Annotated in this window: 13 protein-coding genes and 5 pseudogenes; 11 read left to right on the top strand and 7 right to left on the bottom strand. The window is 63.3% G+C overall.

All coding sequences use genetic code 11. The features are described 5' to 3' along the window. Window positions 1-3: 3 nt before the first annotated feature. A complete protein-coding gene (locus XpopCFBP1817_RS08160; RefSeq protein WP_128416736.1) occupies window positions 4-768 on the bottom strand; it encodes an RNA methyltransferase in 765 nt (254 codons plus the stop codon). A 117-nt stretch (window positions 769-885) separates the two neighbouring features. On the opposite strand from XpopCFBP1817_RS08160, the gene XpopCFBP1817_RS08155 reads away from it, so the two are divergent. Further along, window positions 886-1,719, top strand: coding sequence for an inositol monophosphatase family protein (locus XpopCFBP1817_RS08155; RefSeq protein WP_006450337.1), 834 nt, complete (start codon window positions 886-888; stop codon window positions 1,717-1,719). Window positions 1,720-1,894: 175 nt separating this feature from the next. Here XpopCFBP1817_RS08155 and XpopCFBP1817_RS08150 read toward each other — a convergent pair whose 3' ends face one another. Continuing rightward, window positions 1,895-2,506, bottom strand: a complete 612-nt coding sequence (locus XpopCFBP1817_RS08150) for a superoxide dismutase (RefSeq protein WP_128416735.1) — start codon at window positions 2,504-2,506, stop codon at window positions 1,895-1,897. Between the two features lie 265 nt (window positions 2,507-2,771). On the opposite strand from XpopCFBP1817_RS08150, the gene XpopCFBP1817_RS08145 reads away from it, so the two are divergent. From XpopCFBP1817_RS08145 to XpopCFBP1817_RS22795, 4 genes and pseudogenes are all read left to right on the top strand, one after another. Beyond that, window positions 2,772-3,221, top strand: coding sequence for a guanyl-specific ribonuclease (locus tag XpopCFBP1817_RS08145; RefSeq protein WP_128416734.1), 450 nt, complete (start codon window positions 2,772-2,774; stop codon window positions 3,219-3,221). Next, a complete protein-coding gene (locus XpopCFBP1817_RS08140) occupies window positions 3,218-3,643 on the top strand; it encodes a barstar family protein (RefSeq protein WP_128416733.1) in 426 nt (141 codons plus the stop codon). The genes XpopCFBP1817_RS08145 and XpopCFBP1817_RS08140 overlap by 4 nt, the downstream gene beginning before the upstream one ends. A gap of 553 nt (window positions 3,644-4,196) precedes the next feature. Continuing rightward, window positions 4,197-4,553: pseudogene (locus XpopCFBP1817_RS22800) on the top strand (transposase); the annotation flags it as partial. A gap of 1 nt (window position 4,554) precedes the next feature. Beyond that, window positions 4,555-4,779: pseudogene (locus XpopCFBP1817_RS22795) on the top strand (IS5/IS1182 family transposase); the annotation flags it as partial. Window positions 4,780-4,913: 134 nt separating this feature from the next. Here XpopCFBP1817_RS22795 and XpopCFBP1817_RS08125 read toward each other — a convergent pair. After that, the gene (locus XpopCFBP1817_RS08125) at window positions 4,914-6,809 is read right to left on the bottom strand and encodes an ATP-binding cassette domain-containing protein (protein ID WP_128416732.1); all 1,896 of its coding nucleotides are present in this window, start codon (window positions 6,807-6,809) and stop codon (window positions 4,914-4,916) included. Window positions 6,810-6,916: 107 nt separating this feature from the next. Between XpopCFBP1817_RS08125 and dbpA the strand changes: the two genes are divergently transcribed. Then, entirely contained in the window at window positions 6,917-8,293 is a 1,377-nt protein-coding gene (dbpA, locus tag XpopCFBP1817_RS08120) for an ATP-dependent RNA helicase DbpA (RefSeq protein ID WP_128416731.1), read from the top strand. A gap of 147 nt (window positions 8,294-8,440) precedes the next feature. Here dbpA and XpopCFBP1817_RS08115 read toward each other — a convergent pair whose 3' ends face one another. Continuing rightward, a complete protein-coding gene (locus XpopCFBP1817_RS08115; RefSeq protein WP_128416730.1) occupies window positions 8,441-9,001 on the bottom strand; it encodes an adenine phosphoribosyltransferase in 561 nt (186 codons plus the stop codon). A gap of 93 nt (window positions 9,002-9,094) precedes the next feature. Beyond that, window positions 9,095-10,666: a protein adenylyltransferase SelO gene (locus XpopCFBP1817_RS08110; RefSeq protein ID WP_128416729.1), complete on the bottom strand. Its 1,572-nt coding sequence runs from the start codon at window positions 10,664-10,666 to the stop codon at window positions 9,095-9,097. Window positions 10,667-10,837: 171 nt separating this feature from the next. Between XpopCFBP1817_RS08110 and XpopCFBP1817_RS08105 the strand changes: the two genes are divergently transcribed. Then, the gene (locus tag XpopCFBP1817_RS08105) at window positions 10,838-11,713 is read left to right on the top strand and encodes an alpha/beta hydrolase (protein WP_128416728.1); all 876 of its coding nucleotides are present in this window, start codon (window positions 10,838-10,840) and stop codon (window positions 11,711-11,713) included. Window positions 11,714-11,854: 141 nt separating this feature from the next. Here XpopCFBP1817_RS08105 and XpopCFBP1817_RS08100 read toward each other — a convergent pair whose 3' ends face one another. Then, complete coding sequence (locus XpopCFBP1817_RS08100; protein ID WP_128416727.1) at window positions 11,855-12,553, bottom strand: glutathione S-transferase; 699 nt, start codon at window positions 12,551-12,553, stop codon at window positions 11,855-11,857. Between the two features lie 181 nt (window positions 12,554-12,734). Then, window positions 12,735-12,920 carry a cold-shock protein gene (locus XpopCFBP1817_RS08095; protein WP_208619577.1) on the bottom strand — a complete coding sequence of 62 codons (186 nt, stop codon included), beginning with the start codon at window positions 12,918-12,920 and terminating at the stop codon, window positions 12,735-12,737. 348 nt (window positions 12,921-13,268) lie between these two features. Between XpopCFBP1817_RS08095 and XpopCFBP1817_RS08090 the strand changes: the two are divergent. The 4 genes and pseudogenes from XpopCFBP1817_RS08090 to XpopCFBP1817_RS08075 all read left to right on the top strand — a co-directional run. Continuing rightward, window positions 13,269-13,757, top strand: a pseudogene (locus XpopCFBP1817_RS08090) (YaiI/YqxD family protein). Window positions 13,758-13,820: 63 nt separating this feature from the next. Next, entirely contained in the window at window positions 13,821-14,369 is a 549-nt protein-coding gene (locus tag XpopCFBP1817_RS08085) for a YaeQ family protein (protein ID WP_128416726.1), read from the top strand. Then, window positions 14,366-15,547: pseudogene (locus XpopCFBP1817_RS08080) on the top strand (BaiN/RdsA family NAD(P)/FAD-dependent oxidoreductase). The gene XpopCFBP1817_RS08085 and the pseudogene XpopCFBP1817_RS08080 overlap by 4 nt, the downstream one beginning before the upstream one ends. Window positions 15,548-15,632: 85 nt before the next feature. After that, window positions 15,633-16,205 (top strand): annotated as a pseudogene (locus XpopCFBP1817_RS08075) (PAS domain S-box protein); the annotation flags it as partial. Window positions 16,206-16,282: the final 77 nt, after the last annotated feature.

The raw sequence follows: 16,282 nt of genomic DNA, 5'->3' as shown, positions 1-16,282 counted from the left end.
ACGTCAGTTTCCGGCCCGCTTCGCCAGCATGGCCATCCGCTGCGCGTCGGACAGGATGCCGCGCAGCAAACGCACCTCCTGTTCGCTCATTTCCGTGCGCAACAACAGCCGCCGCAGCTTGCGCATCGCCGACTCCGGCGCGCGACCCTTGTGGAAATCGATGTCGTCCAGCGTCTGGCCCAACTGGGCAAACATGCCCTCCAGTTGCGCGTGACTGGCGGGGCCCTCGCGCACTCCTGCACCGGTGGCGGGCGCCGATTCAGCTTCGCCCGCTTCCAGCTGTGCCAGCCGCACTTCATAGGCCAGCACCTGTACTGCGGCGGCCAGGTTGAGCGAACTGAAAGCCGGGTCGGACGGGATATGCACCGCCGCGTGACAGAGCTGCAATTCGTCGTTGGTCAGCCCGGTGCGCTCGCGGCCGAACACGATCGCCACTTCGGCCGGCTCGCCGGCCTTTGCCAGGGCACGGCGTGCGCCTGCGTCCGGCAGCAACTCTTCCAACGCCACCCGGCGCGCGCGCGCGGTGCAGCCGATCACCAGCGTGCAATCGGCCACGGCCTCGGCCAGGGTGGCGAAGATCGGCGCATCGCCGAGCACGTCTTCGGCGCCGGCAGAGCGTCGATAAGCGTCTTCGTCGAGTGCGCGCTCGGGGGCAACCAAGACCAGGCGCGAGATCCCCATCGTCTTCATCGCGCGCGCGGCGGCGCCGATGTTGCCTGGATGCTGGGTACCGACAAGAACGAAACGGATGCGCTGACTGACGGACATGAACGGATATTGGGGAGCTGATCGGTCGTAGATGGTAAACTGCGCGGCCGGTTTCGTGCCGGACCGCTCTTTTACATTCGCCAATTCTTCAATTCTGCCTTCACGGGAGATTTCACCATGCAGAAACCCGCCGTCACCGTCATGGTCAAAGCCGCCCGCCTCGCCGGCAACGTACTGTTGCGCGGCATCAACAAGCTCGACTCGCTCAATGTGGTGCAGAAAGGCCGCATGGATTACGCCAGCGAAGTCGATGCCGATGCCGAGAAGGTGATTATCAAGGAACTCAAGCGCGGCTACCCCGAGTACGCCGTATTCGGCGAAGAAGGCGGCGTGCAGGGTGGCAAGAGTGGGCGCTACACCTGGGTCATCGACCCGTTGGATGGCACCAGCAATTATCTGCGCGGCTTCCCGCATTACTGCGTGTCGATCGCGCTGGTTGAAAACGGCGAGCCCACCGATGCGGTGATCTTCGACCCGCTGCGCAACGAGCTGTTCACTGCCAGCCGCGGCGCCGGCGCGGTGCTCAACGACCGCCGCATCCGCATTGCCGAACGCAAGGATCTGGAAGGCGCGATGGTCCACACCGGCTTCCCGCCGCGCGAGCGTGCACGTATCAGTGCGCAGTTGAAGTGCGTCGATGCGCTGCTGGTGCAGGCCGAAGATGTCCGCCGCACCGGTTCTGCCGCGTTGGATCTGGCCTATGTGGCCTGCGGCCGCGCCGACGCGTATTTCGAAGCGGGCGTGAAAGCCTGGGACATCGCCGCCGGCGTGCTGCTGGTACGCGAAGCCGGTGGCCGGGTCTGCGACTACAAGGGCGCCACCCCGCCACGCATGGACAATATGGGCCCGGAAACGCAGCAGATCGTGGCTGGCAACATCAAGATCAGCGACGCGCTGCAGAAGGTCATAGTCAACACCGGCTACGCGCGCGAGTTCGACGCCAAGTTCTGAATCGGCGCTCGGGCGAGCGTAGGGGCGCGCCCGAGCGCGATGAAGCCTTCTCAAAGAATGCCTCATCGCGACCAGGGTCGCTCCTACACACCAGATCGCAATACACAAACAAGGCCGGGATCGCTCCCGGCCTTGTTTATCTTTGGCGCCGTTGTTAAAGCGCCACGATAGAAACTCAGGCGATCGCAGCGTGGTAGCGGCGCTCGACTTCTTCCCAGTTCACTGCGTTGTAGAACGCGCCGATGTATTCCGGGCGACGGTTCTGATACTTCAGGTAGTACGCGTGTTCCCACACGTCCAGACCCAGGATCGGCGTGTTGCCTTCGAACAGCGGGCTGTCCTGGTTGGCGGTGCTTTCCACCACCAGTTTCTTATCCGGAGTCACGCTCAACCACGCCCAGCCCGAGCCGAAACGGCTGATGGCGGCCTTGGTGAAGGCTTCCTTGAACTTCTCGAAACCACCGATGTCCTTGTCGATCGCCTTGGCGACCTCGCCCTTGGGCTCGCCGCCGCCATTGGGCGACAGCACGGTCCAGAACAACGAATGGTTGGCGTGGCCGCCACCATTGTTGCGCACCGGGCTTTGCAGATTTTCAGGCAGGCTCTTCAGCTTGGACACCAACTCCTCGACCGGCAGGTCGGCGTACTCCGTCCCTTCCAGCGCCGCGTTGACGTTGTTGATGTAGGTCTGGTGATGCTTGGTGTGATGGATTTCCATCGTCTGCGCATCGATGTTCGGTTCCAGCGCGTCGTAGGCGTAGTGCAACTGCGGAAGGGTGTAAGCCATGCGTGTCTCCTGGACTTGCCGCCCGGCGAAGACCGGGCGTTGCGGGAAAAATAGTAGGGACGGCGGCGGCGCTTACCAAGGGTGCTGGCAGGGAAACTTCATCCCGTCGCTTGCCGCGTCGTGTTCGCTGCACACCTTGCACCATGCCCCGGTTACTTGGGTGTGAACCGCGCGGGCGTGTGCACACCGTCGCGTTCAAAGTCGACACAGTCGTGCAACGGCATACTTGCTCTGCCGTCTCCACATTCGCTTCCGGATCGCCTTCATGCGCAAGCCCGCTTTGCTGATCGTCGCCATCGTGCTGCTCGTCGCCGGCTTGTGGGGCATGCGCGTCATGCACACGCCCAAGCCGCAGTTCGCGCCGCAGCTCAACGCGCCGATCACTGCGACAGCGCCGGCCGAACAGTCGCCTCAGCAGCAGCGCCTTCCGGGTTTTCTGCCAACCGAAGCGATGGCCACCATCATGTTGATCCAGCGCGGCGGGCCGTTCCCGCATGCCCAAGACGGCAGCGTGTTCGGCAATCGCGAACAGCGCCTGCCAGAGCGTGCGCGCGGCTATTATCACGAGTACACCGTGGAAACGCCCGGCAGCGCCGATCGCGGCACACGCCGCATCGTCGCTGGTGGCACGCCGCCAGAAGCGTGGTATTACAGCGACGATCATTACCAGAGCTTCAAGTCGTTCAGAGGCCCCACGCCGGAGCAGGCGCCATGAGCGCGGGCGACTTTGCACTGAATCTATCTGATCCGCAGCAATCGGGCGTGTATCAAGCCGACACCGACGACCTGGACACCATGGCTGCGCTCGCCCGCGACGCCGGCCTGCGCATCCTGCGTGTAGATCTGGCCAGCTGTAGCGACAAGCACATGTTGCTGCTGCGCCTGGCCACCCAACTGGATTTCCCGGCCAGCTTCGGTCGCAACTGGGATGCGTTGAGCGATGCCTTGCGCGACCTTGCATGGTTGCCGGCAGCGCATGGCTATGCGCTGTTGATCGATGGCGCCGACATACTCGCTCGCACTGCACCGAAGGATCGCAACACCTTGCTGGATATCCTCGACGAAGCCGCCACTAGCTGGGCCGCGCGCAGGCTCACATTTGCGGCGTTTGTGGCGCCTGCGAGTGCCTGCGACTAAAAGGGGCTAACAAACCCTCCCGAACGCCGTAGCGATGGCGGCAACGTCTTGGCCACACCCGCCTTCGTTGACGAGCGAAATTCAGATGCGATCAAAAGCGTGGTTAGTCGAGTGTGCGGTGCCCTCACCGCTCGCGGGACACGCCGTGAATCCGTCCGTGGAGGCTCGGTGGCGGCATCCATGCCGCCACACGGTCCCGCAAGCGACGAGGACACCGCACCAGAGAGTTAATCGGTTGCTTTGTTGAAAACCATACGCACCGACCATCTCGACAGGTCCTTGCCCGCCCACCGTCGCGGGACCTTACGCGGCATGGATGCCGCGTAAGAGCCTACACGGACGTACTTGCGGCGTGTCGCGCGATGGTGGGCGGGCGAGGGCCCTGCAGCGAAGCCGCAGATCAGCCGCTATACAAGTGATCCATCAGCGCTGTTCAATCACTCCAAGACAACCGAGATTTTTCGAGTCAAAGCGGCGTTCAGATGGAGTCAAAGCCTAAGAGAGGCTAACAAAACCCCTTGAATATTGTGTCTCCGGTGGCAAAATTGCGAACATGACGCCTCGCAAAGAGATCCCCATTGCGCTGTGGAAGCGCATCGAACCACTGATTCCGCAAGTCAAGCGTTCGCCCAAAGGTGGACGGCCGCGTATCAGTGATCAGCAAGTCCTCAACGGCATCGTCTATGTCCTGCGTACGGGCGTGCCGTGGGAAGACCTGCCTGTGGAACTTGGCGATGGCAGTGGCATGACCTGCTGGCGCCGGTTGCGTGATTGGCAAGCCGCCGGTGTGTGGCATCGTCTGCATCAGGTATTGCTGGCCGAGCTACGTCGCGTCCAGACGCTGGATCTAAGCCGAGCCAGTCTGGACGCCGCCAGTGTAGCCTCCCCCCGGGGGGAGGCTACACCGGGCNCTCGGTCGTGTTCGAGGAGTTGATCGAGGCCTTGCCGCCAAATGTGGGATCGAGCGCAACGACTGGTTGGGCCGTCATCGCTGGGTCGTCGAGCGCACGCATGCCTGGTTCGCAGCCATGGGCAAACTGCGCATCCGCTTTGAACGCCGCATCGATCTCCACTTGGCGTTGCTCTGGCTTGCATGCTCCATCATCTGCTTACGGCTTCTTCCTGGGTTTTGTTAGCCGCTCTAAGTCAAAAGCTTAGTCGGTCGAATACTGATGAGAACCACGAAGCAGGCCGCACCCACCTCGCGATGCTTGTTTGCCGCGCCACAAACCCCCAAGACCGGCACGCAGCAGCGCGCCAGGCCCTGCAATCAACTATCCAGTTCGCTCCAACGCGCGAACGCCGCATCAAGCTGCGCCTGTGCATCTGCCAGCGCTGCGGTATGCACGGCCATCGCCGCGCTGTCGCGCTGATAGAAGGCCGGGTCGTTCATCGCATTGGTGAGCGCTGCTACCTGCTGCTCCAGGCTGTCGATCAATGTCGGCAACTGCTCCAGCTCGCGCGCATCCTTGTAGCTGAGTTTGCGCTTGGGCGCTGCATCTACAACTGCCGCAGCGGGTGGCGCCGGCGTGGTCGCAGCCGCTGTCGCCGATGCCTTGGCAACCGCCATCGCGTTGGGTGCCGGGGTGCGACGCTGACGCAACGAATCGCTGTAACCGCCAACGTAATCGCCCACCAAGCCCTCGCCTTCCATCACCAATGTGGAGGTCACCACGTTGTCGAGAAAGTCGCGATCATGGCTGACCAACAACAAGGTACCGGTGTATTCGCCAAGCAGTTCTTCCAGCAGTTCCAGCGTTTCCACGTCCAGATCGTTGGTCGGTTCGTCCATCACCAGCAGGTTGGATGGCTGCGCAAACAGGCGTGCAAGCAACAGGCGATTGCGTTCGCCACCGGATAGACGGGTGATTGGCGCGCGTGCGCGCTCCGGGGTGAACAAGAAGTCCTGCAGATACGCATGCACATGCTTGCGCTTGCCGTTGATCTCGATGAAATCGCGGCCTTCGGCCACGTTCTCGATCGCACTCCAGTCTTCGCGCAGCGTGGAACGGTACTGGTCGAAGTACGCGATCTGCAGATTGGTGCCGATGCGGATCTCGCCCTGCTGCGCCTGCAAGTCGCCCAGCAACAGCTTGAGCAAGGTGGTCTTGCCGCTGCCGTTGGGGCCGATTAGGCCGATGCGGTCGCCACGCTGGATGATGGTCGAAAAATCCTTGACCATCGTGCGCGCACCGAACGCGAAGCCGACCTCCTTGGTCTCGATCACCTTCTTGCCGGACGACTCGCCCTGCGAAACTTCCATGCGCACATTGCCGCTCAGATCGCGGCGCTGGCCACGCTCGTTACGCATCGATTCCAGACGCCGCACACGGCCTTCGTCGCGCGTCCGCCGCGCCTTGATGCCCTGCCGGATCCAGATTTCTTCCTGCGCCAGCATCTTGTCGAAACGCGCGTTTTCCTGCGCCTGCGCATTGAGCCGCTCTTCGCGGCGACGCTCGTAATTGGCCCAGTCGCCGGGCCAACTGGTGACCTGGCCGCGATCAATTTCGACGATACGGGTCGCCAACGCACGCAGAAAGCGCCGGTCATGGGTGACGAACAACACGCTGCCGTTCCAGTTCTTCAGGAACAACTCCAGCCAATCGATCGCCTCGATATCCAGATGGTTGGTCGGCTCGTCCAGCAGTAGCACGTCCGGCGAAGACACCAGCGAGCGCGCCAGCAGCACGCGGCGCTTCATGCCGCCGGACAAGCGCGAAAACTCCGCATCGCCATCCAGTTCCAGCTTGGTCAGCGTCTCGGTGACGCGCTGATCCAGCGCCCAACCGTCGGCCGCATCTATCTTGGCCTGCACCTTGCCGAACGCATTGCCATCGAACACCTCGGCATGGCTGAGCTGATGGAACTCGGCCAACGAATGACCCAGCTCGCCCAGGCCATCGGCCACCACCTCGAACACGCTGCCGCCGGTACCCTGCGGCACCTCCTGCTCCAGCCGCGCGATGCGCACGCCCTGTTGCACGCGCACTTCGCCGTCGTCGGGCTTCAGCTCGCCGGCAATCAGTTTCATCAAGGTCGATTTGCCGGCGCCGTTGCGGCCGATCAGGGCGATACGCTCGCCCGGCTCGATCGTGAGGTCGGTTTTTTCCAGCAACAAGGGGCCGCCGACGCTGTAGTCGACGCTTTGCAGAGTGATTAAAGGCATGGGCCAATTGTACGGGAATCGGGAACGGTGAATCGGGATTGGAGAGGCCGCTCCCATTGGCTTTGCGATTCCCCATTCCCCACTCCAGATTCTCGCTAAAATGCCCCATGAACGAATTCTCCGCGCTGCCGCTGTCGCCGGCCCTGGCCCCCGGCATCGACGCCCTTGGCTATACCGTGCTTACTCCCATCCAGGCGCAAAGCCTGCCGCCGATCCTGCAAGGGCTCGACGTCATCGCCCAGGCCCCCACCGGTAGCGGCAAGACTGCTGCCTTCGGTCTGGGCCTGCTGCAAAAGCTCGACCCGGCGCTCACCCGCGCGCAGGCGCTGGTGCTGTGCCCCACCCGCGAACTGGCCGATCAGGTCGGCAAGCAACTGCGCAAGCTGGCCACCGGCATTCCGAACATGAAACTGGTGGTGCTGACCGGCGGCATGCCGCTCGGCCCGCAACTGGCCTCGCTGGAAGCGCACGACCCGCAAGTGGTGGTCGGCACGCCCGGACGCATCCAGGAACTGGCCAGGAAGCGCGCTTTGCATCTGGGCGGCGTGCGCACGTTGGTGCTGGACGAAGCCGACCGCATGCTTGACATGGGCTTCGAAGAACCCATCCGCGAGATCGCCAGCCGCTGCGACAAACACCGTCAGAGCCTGCTGTTCTCGGCCACATTCCCCGACATCATCCGCACGCTGGCGCGCGAGATCCTGAAGGACCCGATCGAAATCACCGTCGAAGGCGCCGACAACGCGCCGGAAATCGACCAGCAATTCTTCGAGGTCGACCCGACCTATCGGCAGAAGTCCGTCGCCGGTCTGCTGCTGCGCTTCAATCCCGAATCCAGCGTGGTGTTCTGCAATACCCGCAAGGAAGTGGACGAAGTGGCCGGTTCGCTGCAGGAATTCGGCTTCTCCGCACTGGCCCTGCACGGCGATATGGAGCAGCGCGACCGCGACGAAGTGCTGGTGCGCTTCGTCAACCGCAGTTGCAACGTGCTGGTGGCCAGCGACGTGGCCGCACGCGGGCTGGACGTGGAAGACCTTGCGGCGGTAGTCAATTACGAGCTGCCCACCGATACCGAAACCTACCGCCACCGCATCGGCCGCACCGCGCGCGCCGGCAAGCGCGGGTTTGCGCTCAGCCTGGTGGCCTCGCGCGAAGCAGCGCGCGCACAGGCACTGGAAGCCGAACAAGGCCAGCCACTGAAGTGGTCGCGTGCACCATTGGCGACCGCGCGGCCGGCGCAGTTGCCGCAGGCGGCGATGACCACGCTACGTATCGACGGCGGCAAGACCGACAAGCTGCGTGCAGGCGACATCCTTGGCGCACTGACCGGCGAAGCCGGGCTATCGGGCACGGCGATCGGCAAGATCGCCATCTACCCCACCCGCTCCTATGTCGCCATCGCCCGCGCGCACGTCGCCAAGGCGCTGGCGCATCTGCATGCGGGCAAGATCAAGGGACGCCGGTTCCGGGTCAGCAAGCTTTAACCAGCGGCGCGGCAGGTACTCCGCCGGCCGTAAGATCGAGCGGCGGCTGCAGCGCCTGCAGCATGATCCACATGGATGCGCATTCTTGCGCATCCATATTTCCAGGACGCTTGATCGGCAGGACACTCGATCAGCAAGACGCCTGGATCAGTAGCTCAACGTCGCCAGCAGCGGCACATCATTGGCCCACTTCTCGCGGCCCTGCAGCGCCAGCAGCTCGACCAGCACTGCCGCGCCGACGATTTCCAGTTCCAGCTGCGCGGCCAGACCCAGGGCAGCGCGCAGCGTACCGCCGGTAGCGAGCACGTCATCGACGATCAACACGCGTGCGCCGCGTGGCAGCGCGTCTTCGTGCATTTCGATGCGATCGGTGCCGTATTCCAGCGCATATTCCTGGATAAACGTGCGCCCTGGCAGCTTGCCGGGCTTGCGCACCGGCACGAAGCCGGTGCGCAGTTCGCGCGCCAGCGCCGCGCCCAGAATGAAACCGCGCGCTTCGATGCCCAGCACCGCATCCAGCGGCGTGGTGCGCCAGGGCTGCGCCATTTCGTCCAGCGCCGAGGCAAAATCCGGGCCGTCCGACAGGAGCGGGGTGATGTCCTTGAAGACGATGCCCGGCTTGGGAAAGTCGGCGATATCGCGGATCCGTTCAGACCAATGGTTGGGTCCGGAAGAATGAGTGCCGGCGCAGCGGGTGCAGTCAGTCATGGTGGCAGTGGCGTCAAGGCCGGTGGTGACTCTCTATTCTAGGCTGCGGGGACTCATGACGCCGCGCTTAAGACATACGTGCATCTGAGCGCGTCAGGAACTGCACGACAGCATCGAGCAACCGGCGCGGTCGCGGGCCCACTCCGGCCGGCGCGCGGCAAACGCTTCGCGTCCCGGCTGGTCGTCGTACGGCCAGCGCATGACCTCCAGCAATTCCTGCACGCCCGATGGATCGCCTTGCTCGGCCCGATCAATCGCCTGCTGAGCCATATAGTTGCGCAGCACGTAGCGCGGGTTGGCCAGGCGCATACGTTCGCGGCGTTCGTCCGGCGACAGCGTGTCCTGCTGCAGACGTGTGGCATAACGTTGCAGCCATTCCTGCAACTGCGCTGCGTGCGCAAGGCGCTTGTCCTTGTCGTAGAAGGCTTCGCGCAGCAGCTCCGGGTCGGGCAGCTCCTGGTCGGGATGAGCGAGCGATAGATCGATCAGGGCGCGAAATGTCAGCGTCATGTCCATCGCGGCCGTGCCCATCAAGTCGCGCAGCGCATCGATCAAGTGCAGATCCTCGTCGCGGCATTCGGCCAGGCCCAGCTTGGCGGCGGTGTCGCGGCGGTCGCAGGCCAGGTAGGTGTCGCGGAATCGGTCCAGCCCCTGCTGCAACAGCGCTTGATCCGCAAACAGCGGCGCCAAAGCCTGCGCCAGGCGGCCCAGGTTCCAGTACGCCACCTGCAGCTGGTTGCCGAAGCGGTAACGACGGCCCTGGGCGTCGGTGGTGTTCGGCGTCCAGTCAGGGTCGTAGTCGTCGACCCAGCCATATGGGCCGTAATCGATGGTCAGGCCCAGGATCGACATGTTGTCGGTGTTCATCACCCCATGCACGAAACCGACCCGCATCCAGTGCGCCACCATTACCGCAGTGCGCTCGCAGACCTGCGTAAACCATGCTGCATACAGATCCTCGCCAGCACCTTTCAACTCCGGGAAATCGCGCGCAATGGTGAAATCCACCCATTGCCGCAGCAGTGCAATATCGCCGCGCGCACTCGGTAATTCAAAGTTGCCGAAGCGGATGAACGACGGCGCCACCCGGCACACGATGGCGCCGGGCTCGCGCTGTGGCCGGCCGTCGTAGAACATATCGCGAACCACCGCATCGCCGGTGGCGACCAGACTCAGCGCACGCGTGGTCGGCACGCCCAGATGGTGCATCGCTTCACTGCACAGAAATTCGCGAATCGACGAGCGCAGCACGGCGCGCCCATCTGCGCCGCGCGAGTACGGGGTCGGGCCGGCACCCTTGAGCTGCAATTCGTAACGACCGCCATCGACTCCGATCACCTCGCCCAGCGAGATCGCCCGGCCATCGCCCAGCTGACCGGCCCAATGCCCGAACTGGTGACAGCCATAATTGACCGCCCACGGCTGCATGCCCGGATACAACGCATTGCCGCCAAACACCTCGGCAAAACGCGCACTGGCACCCTCGGCCTCATCCAGCCCGAGTCGTTGCGCCACATCGGCTGAATGCGCCAGCAGGCTTGGGGCCGCAACCAGGGTCGGCAGCACCGACGACCAGGCCGCGCTAACGTCGCGGCGTCGCGGCCCTTCTTCGGTATCGCCTGGCAACTGCTGGCGCAAGCGGTTGTCGAACTTGAGATCTGTCATGGCGACAAGCCTAGGGCACCGTCAGTGAACTTTGCATAGGCAACCGCGCATCCGGCGTTGCGCACGCCCCGTATCTTCGACTGGCTTGCCGACGCCAAGCAGGCTCGTCCTGCACTTCATGGCAACAGACAAACCGCTCTATCTCTCCTGCCCTCCCAACCGACATCGCCCATGCCCTCGCGCGCCTATCGCTGGTTTCGCTCCGCCGTTCTGCTGCTCTGTTCGTTGACCCTGACCGCTTGCAGCAGCGTGTTCTTTGGCGGCATCAATGCCGCATCCAGCCGTGACGGTATCATCGAACACCGCGACCAGGTGTTCGATCCGGCGCATGGCCTGGCTCTGGATGTCTACCAACCTCGTGGCGCGGTCGATGCGCCGGTGGTGGTGTTCTTCTACGGCGGCACCTGGAAGCACGGCACCCGCACCAATTACCGCTGGGTAGGTCGCGCGCTCGCCCGTCAAGGCGTGGTGGCGATGGTGGCCGACTACCGCAAGTATCCGCAGGTCGGCCTGCAAGGCTTCATGTCCGATGCCGCCAGCGCCACTGGCTGGGGCTATCGGCATGCGCAAGACTACGGCGGCAACGCGAAGCGGCTCGCAGTGATGGGTCACTCGGCCGGTGCGCATATGGCGGCGCTGCTGGGTACCGATGCGCGCTGGTTGCAGCCACAAGGTCTGAAGCCGCGTCAGCTGTGCGGCGTGGTGGGATTGGCCGGGCCGTATGATTTCCTGCCGCTGACCGACCCGGAATTGATCGAGGTCTTCGGTCAGGCGCCGGCCGCGCAGCAGCAATCGCAACCGGTGCACTACGTCGGCGGCGACGAACCGCCGATGCTGCTGCTACATGGCGATGCGGACCGTGTGGTCGAATTGCAGAACAGCATCTCGCTACAGCAGGCGCTGCAACGCGAAGGCGGCGCCGCCGAGTTGAAGATCTACCCAGGCATGGGCCATCTCGGCATCGTGCTGGCATTGCGTAAATCGCCCGAGCGCTCAACGGTGCTACGCGACACGCTGCAGTTTCTGCGGCAGTGTCGCGTGCCGTGATCTCTGGATGTCAAGCTGCACGCCTGTGCGGCGCGGGATTGGCGAATCGGGATTCGGAATTCGCCAATCCCGCGCCGGACGCCGGCAAGCACAGTGACCTGCGCCTTCCCTAGCGTCATGGTCGACACAGCGACAGCAGCATCACTCAGCGGACGTACGCCCCATCAGCTCGAACGGGCCGCCCTTCTTCAGCGCGGCCTGGTACGCCGGACGCGCTTGGACTCGCTCCAGGAACGCCAGCAAACGAGGATAGTTCTCCAACCTGCCGCCACGCGCCGCAGCGGCCTGCACCGGAAAACTCATCTGGATATCGGCGGCGGTGAAGCGCTCACCGGCGAACCAGTTGCTGGCCTGCAGCGACTGCTCCATCCAATCCAGATGCAGCTTGAGTTGCGGGCTGACGAAGCCCGACATCGCCTTGTCCGCGATCGCGCGCGCAATGGGCTTGACGAACAACGGCATTGGCGCACTGCGAATGCGCCCAAAGATCAGCGTCATCAACAACGGCGGCATTGCCGACCCTTCGGCGTAATGCATCCAGTAACGAAACTGCAGGCGTTCGGGCGAATCCTGCGGACGCGGCGACGGCGACAACGCGCATTCGGTGTCGTAGCGCTCGGTCAGATATTCCATGATCGCGCCGGACTCGGCCACGGTCAGATTACCATCGACAATCAGCGGCGATTTGCCTAGTGGATGGATCGCACGCAATGCTGCAGGCGCCAGCATGGTCTTGGGATCGCGCTCATGCCGCACGATCTGGTACGGCAGCGCCAGTTCTTCCAGCAGCCATAGCACGCGCTGGGAGCGGGAATTATTGAGATGGTGGACAGTGATCATCAGAAGGGCTGCGCGCGGAAAGCGCACATCCTACCCATCCACGCGTCGTTGCTACGCTCACTCGCGTCTGCAGGCGCTGCAATGCCGGCAATAGCAAGCGCATTACTCAAACTGCGCCCAACAAAAAACGCCGATCGCTTGCGCGATCGACGTTTTTGGCAACCTTACGGTTACAGACGAATTAGGCTACCTGCACCTGATCAGCCTGCATTCCCTTTTGGCCCTGCACTGCGATGAAGGTGACCTTCTGGCCTTCCTGCAGCGACTTGAAGCCGGTGCCCTGGATTGCACGAAAGTGCACGAACAGGTCCGGGCCGCTTTCCGGAGTGATGAAGCCGAAGCCCTTGGCATCGTTGAACCACTTCACCACACCGCTCTGACGTTGTTCACCGCTCTGACGTTGTTCACCGCTCTGACGTTGTTCACCGCTCTGACGTTGTTCTGACATTTACAAACTCCTGAACTGTTAGTTGATAAATCGCAGCGTCCGAAAAGCCGGAGCTGAGACTGAGTTGCAGGCGTTGGTAAAGCGGAACGATGAAGCGAGATCTGTAACGATCCGGCTGCATCAGGCCACGATTCACGGTGACCCTTGCAAACACAGTGGATGAACAATACTCGCGTTCCCAATAAAAAGCGACACCCCGCGTCAAAATTTTTACTATCAGGCCAAATCCGACCACCTGTCAGGACCCTTCCCTGTCGATATCAGCTTATGAATCCGCTTAATCCGCCAATCCAGGCGCAGATCTGGGTCGATGCCGATGCCTGCCCTGCCGTGGTCCGCGACATCCCTAGTTCAGGGCCGCGGTGCGCACCGGGACCGCAGTGACACTGGTCGCCAATCATTTTCTGCCCACGCCCAGCCTGGCGCATGTCCGCGCCGTCCAGGTTCCGGGCGGACCGGACGAGCCCGATGATGCCATCGCCGAACGGGTTGCCGCTGGCGATCTTGTCGTCACTCAAGACATTCCATTGGCTGCCCGTGTCCTGCGACAAAAAAAAAGGTGCGACCGCCATCAGCCCACGCGGCGAGCCATCCACCAGCAACTCCATCAAGGAGCGTCTGTCGGTGCGCAGCTTTCTGGAAGAACTGCGCGGTGCGGGCGTCGCCATCGGCGGCCCGCCAGCGCTGCATGCACGCGATTGCCAGGCCTTTGCTGCCCAGCTGGACCGTTGGCTGGCCGCGCAACCGCGCACCTAGCATCGGCACGCCCGGGTTTGCGGCCGGGGCGTATCATGAGCTCCCTTTGCAACCGGCATCCTGATGGCCCTCACCGCCACCGTCCGCAGGGCGGAACTTCAGATCAGCGACATGGACCGCGGCTATTACGCCAACCATTCGCTGACCCTGGCCCAGCACCCCTCCGAAACCGACGAGCGCCTGATGGTGCGGCTGCTGGCGTTCGCGCTGTTTGCCGATGATCGTCTGGAATTCGGCCGTGGCCTCAGCAATGACGACGAGCCCGACCTGTGGCGGCGTGATTACACCGGCGATCCGGATCTGTGGATCGATCTCGGCCAGCCGGACGAAAGCCGCGTGCGCAAGGCCTGCAATCGCTCGCGTGAGGCAGTGGTGATCGGCTACGGCGGCCAGGCCACCGAAACCTGGTGGAAGAGGCAGGCCAATGCGCTGGGCCGGCAGCGCAACCTGCGCGTGCTGGAGCTCGACTCGCAGGCCACCGAGGCCCTGGGCGCGCTGATCCAACGCGGCATGCGCTTCGATGTGATCATCCAGGACAGCGAGGTGCAGATGCTGGCCGACCAGGGCAGCGTCACCCTCACTCCGATGGTGCGACAAGCGCCGGCCGAATGAGCATGCGTTGCGACGTGTTGGTCATCGGTGCCGGCGCAGCCGGCCTGATGAGCGCCTTCACCGCCGGCCGGCGCGGCCGCCAGGTGCTGGTGATCGACCATGCCAACAAGGTCGGCAAGAAGATCCTGATGTCCGGTGGCGGGCGCTGCAACTTCACCAATACCGGCACCACGCCGTGCAACTTCCTCTCGGCCAACCGGCACTTCTGCAAGTCCGCCCTCGCCCGTTACAGCCCGGCGGATTTCGTAGAGATGGTCGAGCGCCACGGCATCGCCTACCACGAGAAAGAGCTGGGCCAGTTGTTCTGCGATATCTCGTCCAAGCAGATCGTGCGCATGTTGTTGGACGAATGCGAGGCCGCCGGCGTGCAGGTGCGCACCGAGTGCGAAGTGCTCTCGGTCCAGCGTGGCGGCGAGGGCTTCAGTGTCGAGACCAGCCAGGGAAGCGTACAGGCGCAGTCGCTGATCGTGGCCACTGGCGGGCTGTCGATTCCGAGCATGGGCGCCAGCGGCTTCGGCTATACGCTGGCCAAGCAATTCGGACACGAACTGCTGCCAACGCACGCCGGGCTTGTTCCGCTGACGTTGAGCGGCAAGCATCAGGAGCGGCTGCAGGAGTTATCCGGGCTGGCCTTGCCGGTCGAGGCGCACTGCAACGGGGTCAGCTTTCGCAATTTCATGTTGGTCACGCACCGCGGCGTCAGCGGCCCGGCGATCCTGCAGATCTCGTCCTACTGGCAGCCCGGCGGCGACCTGCGCCTGGACCTGCTGCCGGGCCACGACGCAGCGGCATGGTTGCGCGAACAAAAAAGCCAGCGGGGCGCCACCGAGCTGCGCAATGTACTGGCCGATGTGCTGCCGCGGCGCTTTGCGCAGCGCATGTGTGAGGTGTGGCTGCCGGACAAGCCTGTGCGTCAGCTCGATCCACCGCAACTACAAAGCGCGGCCAACCTGCTCGGCGCATTTCCGCTGGTTGCCAGCGGAACCGAAGGCTAGCGTACAGCTGAAGTAACGCTCGGCGGTGTCGATACCAACCAGGTCTCCAGTGCGACCATGGAGTCGCGTCTGGTGGACGGCCTGTACTTCGTCGGCGAGGTACTGGATGTGACCGGATGGTTGGGCGGCTACAACTTTCAGTGGGCATGGGCCTCTGGTCACGTCGCAGGAAGCGTGGCGTAGATCCCACCCCGCTCGCGCTTCGGTCCACATACTTGGACGTTTTCCACCCTTCGTGTTTCTCAACGCAGTCTCCAGGAAGCCGCGCATGCAGAAAGGTAAAGATCTCACCCTCCGTCTGATGATCGTCGACGACAGTGTCGAGGGCGCGGAAGCGATCGTGACCGCGCTGCGCAACGGCGGCATCGCAGTACGTCCTTCGCGGCCGCAGATACCGGAAGAGCTCGCCAGCATGTTGTCCGGAGAGATCGATCTGGCTCTGCACGGTCAGGCGCTGCAGATTCCGATGAGTGCTCTGCAGCAGCAGATTGCCGGCAGCGGCAAGGACATTCCAATCATCCTGCTGGCCGAGCGGATCGAAGAAAACGCGGTGGTCGAGGCCGCTTCGCACGGCATTCGCGCAATCGTGCTGCGGCATCGTCCGGAACATCTGTTGGCACTGGTGCGTTCGGAGTGGGCCGATCTGAAGGCGCGGCGCGGACTGCGCCGCATCGAAGCACAGATGCGCGAAACCGAGCGGCGTTGCGATGCATTGATCGCCTCTTCACGCGACCCCATCGCCTACGTGCACGAAGGCATGCATATCCGCGCCAACGAGGCGTATCTGGAGATGTTCGGCTTCGAGTCGTTCGACCATGTCGAAGGTGTGTCGCTGCTGGAGGGCACCTCGAACAACCAAGTCGTAGCCGTGGTGACACGCACTGGATGATGACCATACCTTCAAAAAATCAGCGATCT

The organism is Xanthomonas populi (assembly GCF_002940065.1).
Classification (GTDB): domain Bacteria; phylum Pseudomonadota; class Gammaproteobacteria; order Xanthomonadales; family Xanthomonadaceae; genus Xanthomonas; species Xanthomonas populi.
The sequence above is the reverse complement of the archived record's forward strand: the minus strand, read 5'-3'. Positions and strand labels throughout refer to the sequence as shown.

What these genes read in the sequence shown, in the direction of transcription:
- XpopCFBP1817_RS08160 (WP_128416736.1), bottom strand. Translation starts at nt 768, where the DNA reads ATGTCCGTCAGTCAGCGCATCCGTTTCGTTCTTGTCGGTACCCAGCAT.
- XpopCFBP1817_RS08155 (WP_006450337.1), top strand. Translation starts at nt 886, where the DNA reads ATGCAGAAACCCGCCGTCACCGTCATGGTCAAAGCCGCCCGCCTCGCC.
- XpopCFBP1817_RS08150 (WP_128416735.1), bottom strand. Translation starts at nt 2,506, where the DNA reads ATGGCTTACACCCTTCCGCAGTTGCACTACGCCTACGACGCGCTGGAA.
- XpopCFBP1817_RS08145 (WP_128416734.1), top strand. Translation starts at nt 2,772, where the DNA reads ATGCGCAAGCCCGCTTTGCTGATCGTCGCCATCGTGCTGCTCGTCGCC.
- XpopCFBP1817_RS08140 (WP_128416733.1), top strand. Translation starts at nt 3,218, where the DNA reads ATGAGCGCGGGCGACTTTGCACTGAATCTATCTGATCCGCAGCAATCG.
- XpopCFBP1817_RS08125 (WP_128416732.1), bottom strand. Translation starts at nt 6,809, where the DNA reads ATGCCTTTAATCACTCTGCAAAGCGTCGACTACAGCGTCGGCGGCCCC.
- dbpA (WP_128416731.1), top strand. Translation starts at nt 6,917, where the DNA reads ATGAACGAATTCTCCGCGCTGCCGCTGTCGCCGGCCCTGGCCCCCGGC.
- XpopCFBP1817_RS08115 (WP_128416730.1), bottom strand. Translation starts at nt 9,001, where the DNA reads ATGACTGACTGCACCCGCTGCGCCGGCACTCATTCTTCCGGACCCAAC.
- XpopCFBP1817_RS08110 (WP_128416729.1), bottom strand. Translation starts at nt 10,666, where the DNA reads ATGACAGATCTCAAGTTCGACAACCGCTTGCGCCAGCAGTTGCCAGGC.
- XpopCFBP1817_RS08105 (WP_128416728.1), top strand. Translation starts at nt 10,838, where the DNA reads ATGCCCTCGCGCGCCTATCGCTGGTTTCGCTCCGCCGTTCTGCTGCTC.
- XpopCFBP1817_RS08100 (WP_128416727.1), bottom strand. Translation starts at nt 12,553, where the DNA reads ATGATCACTGTCCACCATCTCAATAATTCCCGCTCCCAGCGCGTGCTA.
- XpopCFBP1817_RS08085 (WP_128416726.1), top strand. Translation starts at nt 13,821, where the DNA reads ATGGCCCTCACCGCCACCGTCCGCAGGGCGGAACTTCAGATCAGCGAC.